The sequence below is a fragment of the Agrobacterium salinitolerans genome, from assembly GCF_002008225.1.
GTDB lineage: Bacteria > Pseudomonadota > Alphaproteobacteria > Rhizobiales > Rhizobiaceae > Agrobacterium > Agrobacterium salinitolerans.
On sequence record NZ_MRDH01000013.1, the window covers coordinates 100993 to 114369 of the forward strand.

The following is a 13377-nucleotide window of genomic DNA, read 5'->3' on the forward strand; positions in this document are numbered from 1 at the left end:
CGTTTTCAGGCTGTTTTGCGGTAGTCTTCGCGGCGATCGGCGTAATCGGTAAGACACTCCCTCAGGAACGCCAGTTCGCGTCGCAATTCCATCAGTTCCTCTGCTTCGGCCTGGGCATGATCGACGTGCCCGGCAAGGGCGTCAGCCAGAAGCGGCGGAAGTCCGTAAGGGGCCGGATCAGCACTCCTGACCGTGCGGTTGCCCATCAGCACCTGCCGCACGCGCTCGTCCAGCGGCATGTCGTCGTCGTCATTGACGGCCTCGCCGTAATAGTCGGCAAAGCCGTCTTCCTCCGGCTCGATTTTGTCCCCTGCGGCAAGATTCTGCAGATCCTCGAACACAGCCGGTTCGATCGGTTCGAATTCGGAAATCTGCAGAGACTCAATCGACGGCTCGACGGAGGATGGATGTTCCGCGCCCTCTTCGATGAGCAATGCACCCTCCTCTTCCTCGTCGTGACGACGATAGCTCAGGAGATAGAGACTGCCCAGCAGGCCGATCAATGCACCGCCGCCCGCCAACATGGCGGCCTGCGGCAGGTCGCGGGTCAACTCGCCCGGTGCGGCCTTCTTGGTCAAACGGGTTTCGAGCGCGGGCGTGGCGGATGCGGAGAGGTCGCGGCGTTCGCTTGCCTCCAGATAGGCATTTCGCGCCGTGTCCAGTTCCCCCTGCAATCTGGAAAACTCGCCGGGGGCGACACCCAGCTCATTAAGACGGTCGAGATACTTCTTTTGCTCGCCATTGGCGGCCGCGATCTCCTGAGAGATGCGCTTTTCATCCGCCCGCAGGCCTTCCAGCAATTGCCGCAAGGCGGGGGCGGCAAGCGCCTGTACGGCATCCACCGCATTCTGGGCGGCGATGCGGCGGGGATGTTTCGGGCCGTAATCGACCGAAACCGCAGCAAGCGCCATGCTGGCGGTCGAATACTTCTGCCTGACATCCTCAAGTACCGAAAAACCCGTACCGCCCGGCAAAGGCTTCGCAAATACATCATTCGGCTTCAGGGCCGAAGCCGCTGTCAGATCGGCCTGGATGGACAGTTGCTGCCGGGTGCTACGCGCCAAACTGTCGTTTACGTCGCGCAGCTGCTGCTCAAGTTGCTGCGCCTCGGCCATCACCGCGTCACCGTGGCGCATCTGGAAACCGTTCAGCGCCGCTTCCGCCTCATCGAGCCTTGCCCGCGCCCTTTCCGTCTCGCGCATGGCGGGCGTCATAGTGCCGGCCTTGCCATCCGCGATGACGCGCATCGAAAGATGATCGGTCAGTCGCATGGCGGCGTCCGGCGTCGCGGCCTTGCCGGTCACGATCAGCGTGTTTTCATCCGGGGTCAGTTCCAGCCGGATCGCTTCGCCCACCGCACCGTTCAGCGCCTCCCGCTCGGATAACGGGCGCGCATCCGCGCCGGTCAGAAGGTCGAAAAGCAGGCCAAGCTCGCCCTGATTGCGAACGCCGACCATATCGGCCAACTTCAGCTTAAGATCGGCGGTTATACGGTCGAGCCCGGAGGGTGAAAGCAGCGTACGACGCGCCATCGCCAGAAAGCGGACGGCATCCGGGGCATCGTAAGCGGTCTGGATAACCTCGATCCGGGCTTGCGAAACATAACCGCGAAAGCCCGAATCGACGAGCAGAAGCGGAAGGGCAGCACCGACAACGGCGGCGGCGGCGATGCAACCGGACGTCATGAGCCGACGGCAATGTCTGCGCCATTGCGATACGGGCGTAGCGACATCATCCTCGTCAAGGCGGATCGCCATCATGTCCGGATTGTCATCAACCATCTGAAGCCGTCTGCCGCCCTCGGCGCCGCCCGCCACGGGCGACTGTTAAAACCTTACGAGAGGTTAAAGGATCGTGGCAAACAAATGGTTAACGCAGCGCCTGCAAGAACGGCCTCAGCTCTTGCCGAGCGCGATGTGCCAGGGTTCGGCGCAAAGGCTGTAGAGCCAGCTCATGTGAAGCTTGCGGAAAATTTCCGGCATGCCGGCCACTTCCGAAGACAGGACCTTGAACAGTTGCCCAACCGCAATCGTGACCCGCGCATTCTCGCTGCTGACGGTGCGGTGCAGCCATGTTTCCTGGTTTTCCTTCAACATTCCCGCGAGCAGAACATCCACCTTAACAGCCGAAGCATCGCGGTTCAGCATGACGAAATCGTGCCAGGGCGCATGCGCCCGCAACCTGGCGAGAACCTCGCCGATCTGCGCCGAATCATCTCCCGCCACACCGATACGCTTCGGCACGGCCATATAGGTCAGAAGCGCCATGGTGAAGGCGACGCCGTCGATGGGTGCAGACAAAGGCTCGCCATTCTCGTTGCGCGCAGCGGCCCTCATTGCCTTTCCCTGCGGCAAGAGCAGACAGCTCTCAAGAATCTGCCGGTAGGCGTTGTCCTTAAGCGAAAGCTTCACCTTTTCGATGGTGAGAAAGGACAGCATCGTATGCCCCTCACAGGCAGACGCCCTGCCGCTGATCAATTCCAGCGCCCCATTCCAATCGAGATCACAGACGCGCAGTCCGTGGATATTCCGTTGCGATCCCGACCGCGCGAGACCTGACGCGAAACTCATTGCCAACCCCCAAATGCCAAAGCCGTCGCCACCGATCCGACGCATGGCCTGCGGGATGGTGGTTCATGGGTTTGTTATACAGGTACTGGTTGAATTTAGCCTGAAAGCAATCTCTCGAATGCCTGGGGATGCGGCAAGAGACAATTAACCAGAAGGATGCTCCACATCCCCTATCTGGCCGACGCCCCTCGCCCCCCGGTCGTCAGTGGCTTGGCGTCGCTTCTTTGCCGGCTTCGGCCTTCTCGCCCTCGACGAGCTTGACCGAACGGGGCGTGCCATTGCCGTCCTGCTCGCGGATATCGGCTTTCGACAGATAATCCAGCTGTTCGATCAGCACATCCTCGACCACCTCGTCATCGAGCCTTTTGTTCAGCCCCTCGCGGATGCGCTGCTTGAAGGCTTCGGGATCGAAGGTGGAGATATTGGCGATATTGACCATGGAAGAACCCGCAAGCAGCGTGAACAGTTCGTCCGTCATCAACTGCGTTGCCGGCAGCTCGATCTTCGCCATCTTGGTCTTGTCGACGCGCAGCGAAATACGGCTGAGGAAATAGCCGTTCACCCCGCCGTCATTGATGACGGGGATGGTGATGCTTTCGCCCTTGACCAGTTGCAGATTGGCCTTTTTTGCCCCCGCCTCATCCGGTGCGGGCGCCGTCGCCAACTGGACGGAGAAATACACCGCGCCGAGCGTGACGGCGCAAACCCAGACGCCGGTGACAAGAAGCTTCAACATCAGGAGGCTGCGCCGTACATGAACTGTTCCTGCGAATAGGTGCCGTCCGTATCGGCTTCCTGGAGCGCGTTCTTGAGCAAATCCGCAACGGCGCGAACCGCATTCAGATGCGCCTCGACGCGGCTGGCATTGGTGGCGAGCTTGGACTTGATGCCCCTGACCTGTTCCATGTAACCGGCGGCGATTTCCTCGCGCGGCGTATCGCGAAACAGCATCGTCAGCTCATAGAGGCAACGGCTCTTGTGCGCGTTGGATACCTTGAAGTCGAACTTGGGGTCTTTACCGATATTGTCGTTCTCATTGTCGATGATCATCTCAAGGCGGCCGAGAACGGATTGGATACGGTGGTCGTTCGACATAAGGTCCATGCTTGTCTCCTCGTTAGGGTTTTTCATTCTCAAGCCTCGTCCGTTTTCTCATTGGAAACGCCGAGGACCTGCCGCTCGAACTCCGCCACCATCCGAATTGCAGCATTGTGGTCTTTTTCATTCATCGATACGTCGGTAATGCCTTTGCTCTCGGCCTTCCGCAGCGCATCCTTGTAAGCCTGCTCCGCAATGCCGACGCCGCCATTCCTGGAGATCGTGTCAGCAAACTGTTCGGCCATCATGCTTTTCCAGATCTCGCCGGCATTGCCCTTGCCGTAAACTTCCTCGCTGTCTTTCGGCAGCATGTTGGCCACGAAGGTCTGGAGTACCGAGGCTTCATATTTGCGGTAGGTTTCCGGGATTTCGGTGCGGGCCGCGCGAATATTGGTGTCGCCGAGGCCAGCCTTCGAGGAAGCGCCATCCAGCATATCGACCGCGGCACCGAAACCCTTGCCGGCATCGGCAAGGCTGGTTGCGGCAAAAGCCGCCTTGTTCGCCTTGAGTTTTTCCTGCGCGACCTGAACTTCCTGGGGGTCCGCAGCGCGAACCACATCCATCACCAGATCGCTTATCACCGATATCGCCACGTCCAGATCTCCCGAGCTGACGAATGCTCGGCGCAAAAGCCGACGCATTCGCTCAATCAAGAAACATCGCCGGAAACGTCCTCAAGAACGCCCGCGATGCAACAATGGGACAGATTATGGATCGCCAACCTTGCTGGAGGCTGGTGTCTGGGAAACATTCGTAATTTCTAACAAATCATAGATTGCATTATCGTCGGCCTCGCGCTGCTCAAGATCGCGCGCGAGGTGCATCCTGTCCTCCAGCCGGTCTGCCTTGGTCTTTTCCTTCAGAACTTTGTTTTCCTGAAATTGCTGAACGCCCTCAAGCTGGCGGTCCTGGACGACGAGACGGCCGTAGCGGTCCGAATAGTGCCGGGAGAATGTCTGATGCACCGGCTCCATGGAACTCATGGCCTCCAGCACGCTCTCCATGGATTGCGCCACTTCGCTGCGCACGCGGGTGGTATCGGCCAGCTCCACCTCGGCCATTTTTTCCATGTGCCGCTGAACCGTTACCAGACGTTTGAGTTTTTCCGAGCGTTTGTCCGAAGCCATAACGTCTTCTCCCGATCAAAAGCCGATAAAGACGGGGCCGAAACCATCCACGAACTGACGGATAAGGGCTGCGACCGACAGGTACAGCATGAAAATACCCCCCGCGAGAACGAAGGGCGTCGATATAAAGAAGACCGGAATCTGCGGCGCGAGCTTGTTGATGAGGCCGACCGCGACGTTAAACATCAAGCCATAGATCACGAAGGGGCTGGCAAGGCGCAGCATGATGGAAAAGGAAGCCCTGAGCGTGTCGGTCAGCGTAATCAGCATTTTCTGGCCGCTGATCAGCGCGCCGACCGGTGTGGCAGTATAGGAATCCACCAGCGCCTTGAGGACGATATGGTGGAAATCGAATATGAACAGAACCAGCAGGCCGCCGAAAGTGATGAAATTGGATATCTGGTTTTCCTGCACGTCTTCAATGACATCGGCGCCACCCGGCGCACTGAGGCCAATGGAAGCGCCGATGACCGCGCCGGTAAACTGGAAGCCGAGCGTGTAGAACCGCGCGATCAGGCCATACATCGAACCGATGACGACCTCGGTGAAGATGAGGCCGACGACCGTGCCCTGGCTTGCGCCGGAAACTTTCGGATAGATCGTGTCCCATAGCACGGGCAGGAGCGCCATGGACACAGCAACGCACAGAAGCATGCGAATCTGCGGCGAAATGCGCGAGCTTGAAAAGCCCGGCATGGTCATGAAGCATGCGCCGATACGGCAGATGGCAAGGAACAATGCAATGATTGTCCCCTGCGGGTCGGTTATCATGAAATGGCGCCCAGAATCTTGATCTCGAGACCCTTGGCCAGTTCCACATGCGAAAGAACCGGCAGGGTCGCAAAGAGTCGCTCGATAATCATGCGCACATAGGACCGCGTTTCCGGCGAGGTTACAAGGACAAAGGGCAGGCCGCGATCCATGAATTCACGGATAACTTTCGACGCCTGCTCGGAAAACTCCTCGAGATGGCGGGGATCGATATCGAATTCGACAATTTCGCCCTTCTGGTCGCGCTTGAGCGCCTGATGGAAGACCATGTCCCATTTGTTGCCGAGGCGCAGGACGCGCAGCACGCCATTGTCGGCCAGATCGCCGCAGAGCTGCTGCGACATGCGCACCCGAACATGTTCGACGATCTGTTCCGTCTTGCGCACATGCGGCGCGAGTTCTGCAACCGCTTCGAGAATGAGATGCAGGTTGCGGATCGACACGCGTTCGGCGAGCAGCAGCTTCAGAACCGCCTGCAGGCCGGAATAGGACATGTGTGACGAGCAGATCTCGTCGGCCAGCTTTTTGTATTCGGGGTCGAGCCTGTCGATGAGGATTTTGACATCCTTGTAAGACAGAAGCTGCGGCAGGTTGTTGCGGATGACCTCGCTCAGATGGGTCAGCACCACGGAGACGTTATCGATCGGATGGAAGCCTTCGCGCTTGAGATCTTCGGTGAAGGTTTCGAGGATCGAGACCGCAGGCATGCCGAAAGCGGGTTCGCGGATTTCGTCGCCGGGAATGCTCGGCTTGCGCCCTGCCCCAGTCACCACGAGGACATCCCCCACACGCAGGTTGCTGGAGGCGATCGTCGTGCCATGGACGCGGATCTGGTAAGCTTTTTCCTGGATCATGATGTCGTCGGAGACCTTGATCTCCGGCACGACGAAACCATACTGGCTCGCGAATTTCTTGCGCATCTTGCCGACACGGAAAGCCAGTTCCTGATGCGCGCCAAGAAGGCGGGTGGAAACCTGCTTGCCAAGCGCGAGCTCGATCTCGGCGGTCTTCAGTACCTGCTTGACGGAATCCTTCTCCGCCTCGGTGTTCTGGAGAACCTTGTTCTCCTCTTCCTGCCGACGAAGGGCGCTTTCGGCTTCGGCCTGGCGTGGAATATACCAGCTGCCAAAAGCCATGATGCCGCCAAGGAAGATGAAGGGCAGGAACGGCAGGCCTGGAATGATGGCCAGCAGGCCCATCAGCATGGCTGAAACCATCAACGCACGCGGATAGCCGCTCAGCTGATTGATAACGGCCTGGTCCGTCGAGCCGGCGGTGCCGCCGCGCGAGACCAGAAGGCCGGCGGCGAGCGATACGATCAGGGCCGGAATCTGCGAGACAATACCGTCGCCGACCGAAAGTTTGACGAAGACGTCGGCCGCTTCGCCGATGGGCATGCCGTGGCGGAAATAACCGATGATGATACCGCCGAAGATATTGATCGCGGTGACGATGAGGCCGGCGATGGCGTCGCCACGAACGAACTTGGAGGCGCCGTCCATCGAGCCGAAGAAGGAGCTTTCTTCTTCCAGTTCGCGGCGGCGGCGCTGGGCTTCCTTTTCATCGATGATGCCGGCGGAGAGATCCGCGTCGATCGACATCTGCTTGCCGGGGATGGCGTCGAGGGTGAAGCGCGCGCCGACTTCCGCGATACGCGTCGCACCCTTGGTAATGACGATGAAGTTGACCGTGATCAGGATCATGAAAACGATCAGACCGATCACGAAATCGCCGGACATGACGAGACTGGAGAAACCCGCAATGACGCCGCCGGCCGCCGTCGGCCCCTCGCTGCCGTGCGAGAGAATGACGCGCGTTGTCGCGATGTTCAGCGACAGGCGAATCATGGTCGCTATCAGCAGCACGGTCGGGAAAGACGAGAAGTCCAGGGGCCGCTGGATCCAGAGCGCCACCATGAGGATAAGGACCGAGAGCGCGATCGAAAAGGCAAGGCCAATATCGACCAGCATGACCGGAATGGGCAGGAAGAGGACGCAGAGGATCGCCACAATGCCGAGGGCGAAGCCGATATCACGCGCGCTCGGACTGACCTTCGGTAAGGAAATGACTGGTGGTTGCGCCATGATTTCGTCCTGTCTCTTCATGAGAAGGGCGACGGAAAAGCCGCCGCACGGTTCCGAAGCACCGGTTTTCGAAAAGCGCACACAATCCGGACCGATGCTTCGCGCCTATCCCTAGCCGCTGAAGCTTGCGCGAGGGTGGCATCGGGATCGAACGGAGGTCAGAAGCCGGACTGGATGCGGGAAAAGACGAGATTGGAAAAGAGCGATATCTGCGCGCCCACAAAGGGGGCGGCGACGCCGAGAACGATCATGATCGTTACGATTTTGGGAACGAAGGTCAGCGTCATTTCCTGAACCTGGGTCAGGGCCTGAATAAAGGCGATGACGACACCGACGATCATGGCGGCGAGAACCGCCGGACCGGCCGCGACGAGAACGGTCCAGACTGCCGCCTGCATGATATCAAGCGCATCGGCCTCGTTCATCGTCGCATCCTTGTTTCATAAAGGCGGCGTCATACCGCCTCTTCAATGTCAGGAACCAGTCGCGCTATCCGAATCGGTTCCGCTATCAGATGTACTCGTAATCGGGCCATTGGAGAAGGTCACGCCAGCCTGCAGCAGCACCTTGTCACCAGCTTCGGTGATGGCCACAACACCGTCCGAATAGACCTCGACTTCCTTCACCACGCCGGTGACGGTGTCGTCGGCGCTCTTGACCGTCTTGCCAACCAGATCGGAGGCGCGCGTCAGGGCTTCCGCCTGCAGCATGCTCTTCAGATGGGTGTTGGTCTTGATCGTCTGCTCGACCTGCGAGAAGCTTGCCAGCTGCGACATCTGCTCGCCGGCGTCCATCGGGCTGGTCGGATCCTGGTTCTTCATCTGCGCGATGAGGAGCTTCAGGAAGCTGTCATAGTTCAGCGAAGCCGCGTTCTTGTCGCTGCTGCTGGCGCCGGCATTCGCCCAGGGGTTTGCCGCTGCCGAATTGACTGCATCTACCGCCATGGTGCGATCTCCTTGCGAATCTGTTCGATCGTTGCGGGGGTCATTTCCTGATTGTTGAGGATTTTCTCCTCGATCGGGTAGAGACCGCGAATGGCTTTCAGCGCTTCGAAAGCCTTGCCGGATGCGACAAGCCCGTCGATCCGCTTCAGTTCCGCCAGAACCTCGTCGTGCTGGAAGCAGTTCAAGAGCATGCTGACCGACTTGCGGAACATGTTGGTGGACTGCTCGCGCCCTTCCGGGTTGATGAGGATCATCTGCGCGATGAAATACAGCTGTCTGAGCGGCGTCGTCGCCTGATCGGGCTGCAGAACGTGGTTTTCGAGCAGGAACGTGACATCGTTCAGGAATTCGAGCGCTACCTTGCGATCCACACGCAGAACTGCGCCGTTGATGAAGATCTTTTCGCCCGATTTCAGCGAAATCCGAAGTGTACTTTTCATTTCAGTCCATCCCTGATGATGGTTGTCACGTCAATTATGCCCTGGAAATTCGTCGACTGACGTTTCCGGATCAGTTCGCACTCTTTCAAAATCCAGATCGCGATGGAGATCAGATTGGCTCTGAGCTCGATGGCAAGCTGGTTGTCCGGCTGTTTGAGATCTTCAATGAAGCGTATCCAGACACGGCGAGTGTAAAAAAGTGCCTCAATCGTCGGCCGCTGCGAGGAGGAGTCCCTCGCCTCCACCAGAAGTTCGATCGATTTGGTCAACGCCTGCCGCTCGCGATCTTTCGCGTTGGCGACACCATCCTCCATGATTTCGGCGTAGGAAAACTGGTACATTCATGTATCCTTTATCTGCCGCCACCCCTGATCATCAGAGGTAGTTGACCAGACTCATTTTTTGCAGACGCGACGTGAGGCTGTATGCGATTTCAATCTGCTGCTGCAGCAGGTCGAGGCGTGTCTTCGCCTCATAGGTATCGATCCCCTCGATATCCAAGAGATGCGTTTCGATGATCTTTTTCTGGGCCTCCAGCGAATCATTGGCTTTCGAGACACGGCTTTCGGAAAGACCGAGCTGGCTTTGCTGCTGGTTCAGACCGTTGATGGCGGTGCCGATATTGGTCACCGACTTCATCGCCACCATTTCGCGGACGCCGCTGTCCACCTTCGCGTCGAGGAAGGTCATTGACGTCATCGCGGTCAAGGCGAAATAACGCATGCCCTGCGAGTTGCTGTTGCTCGACGTTTCGACAACCTCGTTCTGGCTGATGCGGCTCGTCATGTTGGTGTCGCTCGCCTTCGAACCGAAGGTCGTCCAGAAATCATAGTTCTGGCCGGCCGTCAGGCTGCTGTGTGGCGGGTTCGTGACCGTGGTCGTACCATTGAACACGCCTTCGATATGCGTCATGAAGGCTTCGACCTGTGTTTTCGACAGGCTGGCGAAATCACCCACCGGCGGCGTCTGCGCCGCCATGAACGCGTTCAGTTCCGTCTCATAGGCTTCCTTCAGCGGAGATCCATCTGCGAAATAGTCATCGACGGGCTTCACATCCGTATTGATGCCGGAGAACAGATATTCGCCATTGACCGCCGTATTGGCGAAGCTGGTGAAGTTGTTGAACGCATTCGAGATGGTCTGGGCAACCGTCGACAGCGTCGGTGCTTCACTGCTGGTATTGGGGACCAGAACCTTCTGAATCTCCTGCGCGGCCTTCGCCATACCGTCCAGCGCCGTCTGCGAGGATTTGAGGCGTTGTGTTGCAATCGAATTGACGCTGACCAGCGAGGTAATGCGGTCGATATCGCGATTGAGATCGAGGCTGCGGGCGGTGTTGGCGCCCAGTGTCACGCCAAGATCGGCATGCTTGCCCGTCGTCAACTCGGTATTGAGATTGGTCATCTCAAGCTGAGCCTTGAGGATGGTGCTGCGCATGCTGTTCTGCATCGCCAGCGATGAAATGAATGACGTTTTCATCGTTTACCTCACCATGTCCATCAGGGACTTGAGCATTTCATCAACGGTCGTCACCAGTTTGGTCGCGGCCTTGTAGGATTGCTCGATATCCATGAGCAGCGAGAGCTCCTCATCCAGGCTGACCGCCGTGTTGTTCGAATAGGACGTGGCGGAGCGCTCATAAAGCGCGCTTTTCGCTTCGTTCGCCGAAGTCGCACCGGAACGTTCCTGTTCAAGCCACCCCATCGAGTTGGTGCCGTATTTCAGGATGCTGGTATTCGTATCGATACGCGTCGACGCGGCAAAATTCATGGGCGCGTCAAAAGCAGTAACATAGCTGCGGATCAGCTCGGAGAAGCCGGTTCCCCCCGAGGTTGCGGTATTGATCACGTAATCGGTACCGTTGATACCGCCGTCACGCAACAATTCCGGATTGCCACCTTTGGAAATAATTAACGCCGGGTTGACGGTAATGCTCGCTGCGAGCCCAGGAGAGACAATCCCGTCTGCCGGAATGGTGGTCGCCGCCGGCGAGCCGTAAGTGAAGAGACCCGGCATGTCCGGCAGGCCGCTGGTGGAATCCGCCGGCTTTTCCGCAAACATGGTAATGAGGCCTCGGGCGATTTCATCGAGCTGGCTCTGCATCGTCGGAGCCAGATCGTCACGAACCTGCATCAGGCCCTGAAGCGACCCCTCCGCCGTCGTGTTGCTGCCGCTGCCAGCCTTCAGCGCTACGCCATCGACATAGATTGCGTTGCCCGTGGTCGTCGCATCATAGCCCGGCTGCGTTTTGAAAGTGACGCTGCGCGGCACGATTTCGAACAGCGTCGCGCCATCCGTCGTATAAAGCGCTACATCGTTGTTGGGACGATTGACGACATTGATGCCGATAATGGAGGAAATATCCTTGAGAAGCGTCTCGCGCTGGTCGAGTGCGTCACTTGGATCGCCGCCGATCGCCGTCTGCGCCTTGACCTCGTTATTGGCTTCCTCGAACTTTGCAAGCAGCCCGTTCAACTTGTCGACCTGAAGGGCGATTTCCTTGTCGGCGCGCAGACGCATCGACTGCAATTCGCTCGAGGCCTTGTTCAGGGAACTGGCGACATCAATAGCCGAGGTGACCGCCGTTGCGGCCAGAGCGGCATCGCTCGGCTTGGCGGCGTAAGCGTCCAGGCTCTTCAGCAGTTCCTTCATATAGGTGGCCGGCGAACTCTCATAATCGTTGCCGCCGAAAATGCTCTTCATTTCCTCAAGACCGGTCAGAACCGTATTCTGGCCGGAAGCGAGAGAAGAAGTGGAAATCGTCTGCCTGAAAAGACTTTCATTCTGGGCACGGCCATTGGAGACGATACTCGCTCCGGCCATGGTCGTGCCAAGAATGGCGGTTCGCTTGACGTAATTCGCATTACCGACATTGGCAATGTTTTTCGAAGTAACGTCGGTCTGCTTACCTGTGTTATTGAAAATCGATTGCGCAGTATTCATTGCTGACGTGAGCGACATTCATCTGTCCTCGTGAGAAGTATTATCTCTTCAGATTGATCAGGACGTCCATCAAATCCGATCCAGTCTGGAAGACTTTCGAATTCGCTGTGTAGATACGCTGGGATTCAATCATGTCGGTGAGTTCGCTGGCGATATCGACGTTCGAGCCTTCCAGCGCACCCTTTTGGATGTAACCGAAGCTGCCCGATTGCGGGAAGCCAATGGTGACGACGCCCGACTCGTTGCTCGGCAGATAGACGTTGCCGTTCTGCGGGCTGAGATTGTCGACGCTCGGTACCGTGGCCAGCGCCAGCTGGTAAATGTTGCGGCGACCACCATCCTGATAGACCGCCGTTACCACGCCATCCTTGCCGATTTCCACATCCTTGATCTGGCTTGGGCCGTTGCCGTCCAGAATTGCGGTGCCAGGCGTAAACTTGGTCGAGAATTGCGTCATTTCAGACAGATCAATGTTGATCGCCTGCGCCACACCGCTGTTGCTGTCATTAATCGTGATTGACGTGGGCGACGTGGTCGTGAGCTTGTTGGTGGCGGGATCGAAAGTGAGGGTCACAGTTTCCTGGACAAGCGTCGCAGGCGCAGTTGCCGTGTAGGGGAATCCGCCATTCGTCGACTGATCCTGACGATAAACCGCAACTTCCCAGGTATTGTCTGCGGTCTTCGTGTAATAGAAATCGTAAAGTACCTTCGCACCGCCGCTATCGAATGCCGTCAACGAAGTCTTGTTGCCGAACGTCGCAGTCGCGGAGTTGGTGCTTGGAAGCGACGCAGCCGCCACAGCCGTATCGTCACGGTTAAGATTGGCCGGGAAACTGCCCTGCGTGGAGGGCGATGCCGTCAGGCCGAAATTATTGACGTTGATGGCCTCAAGACCCGTAAAGCCGTTAACGACAGCCGCCGGCGGATTGGAACCGTAAGGATAACCCATCAGCTGAAAACCAGCCGCGTTTTCCAGATAGCCTTCCGAGTTCTTCACGAAAGAGCCGGCACGCGTGAGATAGGGCGTACCTGCGCCGTCCTGAACCACGAAAAAGCCGTTGCCCTGAACGGCAAGGTCGGTGCTCGAGGTGGTGTAGGAGAGGTTGCCCTGCTCCGAAATGCTGTAGCGAACGTTGGACTGCACGCCGCCGGACGCATAGCTGCCCGACGAGGAGGGCAGAACGAGCGAAGAGAATGACGTCGATGCGCGCTTGTAACCGGTGGTGCTCGCATTGGCGATGTTATCGCCCACGGTGCCCAGCTTGTTCGCCTGTGCATTCATGCCGGACACACCGGTTCGCATAGTGCCGAAAATACTCATTCAAAAACCCTCGTGGTCATCTTTCAGGGAGAAGGTAAAGCGTTTGGCTTGCGTGAAGCTGTCTGAAATACCGCGTTTG

The 13377-nt window shown here is 58.0% G+C and carries 15 protein-coding genes; all 15 read right to left on the reverse strand.

Annotation, left to right across the window (positions count from 1 at the left end):
• Positions 1 to 5: 5 nt before the first annotated feature.
• Entirely contained in the window at positions 6 to 1781 is a 1776-nt protein-coding gene (locus BS627_RS11625) for a GumC domain-containing protein (protein WP_077983431.1), read from the reverse strand.
• A gap of 114 nt (positions 1782 to 1895) precedes the next feature.
• Complete coding sequence (locus tag BS627_RS11630; protein WP_077983388.1) at positions 1896 to 2570, reverse strand: WecB/TagA/CpsF family glycosyltransferase; 675 nt, start codon at positions 2568 to 2570, stop codon at positions 1896 to 1898.
• 202 nt (positions 2571 to 2772) lie between these two features.
• On the reverse strand, positions 2773 to 3306 hold the full coding sequence (locus tag BS627_RS11635) for a flagellar basal body-associated FliL family protein (protein WP_077983389.1): 534 nt from the start codon (positions 3304 to 3306) through the stop codon (positions 2773 to 2775).
• Positions 3306 to 3674: a hypothetical protein gene (locus BS627_RS11640; protein WP_077983432.1), complete on the reverse strand. Its 369-nt coding sequence runs from the start codon at positions 3672 to 3674 to the stop codon at positions 3306 to 3308. Before BS627_RS11640 ends, BS627_RS11635 begins: the two co-directional genes overlap by 1 nt.
• A gap of 29 nt (positions 3675 to 3703) precedes the next feature.
• Positions 3704 to 4261, reverse strand: coding sequence for a rod-binding protein (locus tag BS627_RS11645; protein WP_003503348.1), 558 nt, complete (start codon positions 4259 to 4261; stop codon positions 3704 to 3706).
• Positions 4262 to 4375: 114 nt separating this feature from the next.
• Positions 4376 to 4795, reverse strand: a complete 420-nt coding sequence (locus BS627_RS11650) for a hypothetical protein (RefSeq protein ID WP_077983390.1) — start codon at positions 4793 to 4795, stop codon at positions 4376 to 4378.
• Between the two features lie 15 nt (positions 4796 to 4810).
• The gene (gene fliR, locus BS627_RS11655; protein WP_077983391.1) at positions 4811 to 5566 is read right to left on the reverse strand and encodes a flagellar biosynthetic protein FliR; all 756 of its coding nucleotides are present in this window, start codon (positions 5564 to 5566) and stop codon (positions 4811 to 4813) included.
• Positions 5563 to 7650 carry a flagellar biosynthesis protein FlhA gene (gene flhA / locus BS627_RS11660; RefSeq protein WP_077983433.1) on the reverse strand — a complete coding sequence of 696 codons (2088 nt, stop codon included), beginning with the start codon at positions 7648 to 7650 and terminating at the stop codon, positions 5563 to 5565. The genes fliR and flhA overlap by 4 nt, the downstream gene beginning before the upstream one ends.
• Before the next feature lie 158 nt (positions 7651 to 7808).
• Positions 7809 to 8075, reverse strand: coding sequence for a flagellar biosynthesis protein FliQ (fliQ, locus tag BS627_RS11665; protein WP_077983392.1), 267 nt, complete (start codon positions 8073 to 8075; stop codon positions 7809 to 7811).
• A 48-nt stretch (positions 8076 to 8123) separates the two neighbouring features.
• Entirely contained in the window at positions 8124 to 8594 is a 471-nt protein-coding gene (gene flgD / locus BS627_RS11670; RefSeq protein ID WP_077983393.1) for a flagellar hook assembly protein FlgD, read from the reverse strand.
• Complete coding sequence (gene flbT, locus BS627_RS11675; protein ID WP_004432543.1) at positions 8585 to 9034, reverse strand: flagellar biosynthesis repressor FlbT; 450 nt, start codon at positions 9032 to 9034, stop codon at positions 8585 to 8587. Before flbT ends, flgD begins: the two co-directional genes overlap by 10 nt.
• Positions 9031 to 9375 (reverse strand): flagellar biosynthesis regulator FlaF, encoded by a 345-nt coding sequence (flaF, locus tag BS627_RS11680; RefSeq protein WP_063949721.1) that lies wholly within the window; start codon positions 9373 to 9375, stop codon positions 9031 to 9033. Before flaF ends, flbT begins: the two co-directional genes overlap by 4 nt.
• A 34-nt stretch (positions 9376 to 9409) precedes the next feature.
• Positions 9410 to 10513, reverse strand: coding sequence for a flagellar hook-associated family protein (locus BS627_RS11685; protein ID WP_077983394.1), 1104 nt, complete (start codon positions 10511 to 10513; stop codon positions 9410 to 9412).
• A gap of 3 nt (positions 10514 to 10516) precedes the next feature.
• Entirely contained in the window at positions 10517 to 11995 is a 1479-nt protein-coding gene (flgK, locus tag BS627_RS11690) for a flagellar hook-associated protein FlgK (RefSeq protein ID WP_077983395.1), read from the reverse strand.
• A 22-nt stretch (positions 11996 to 12017) separates the two neighbouring features.
• On the reverse strand, positions 12018 to 13298 hold the full coding sequence (locus BS627_RS11695) for a flagellar hook protein FlgE (protein WP_077983396.1): 1281 nt from the start codon (positions 13296 to 13298) through the stop codon (positions 12018 to 12020).
• Positions 13299 to 13377 lie beyond the last annotated feature (79 nt).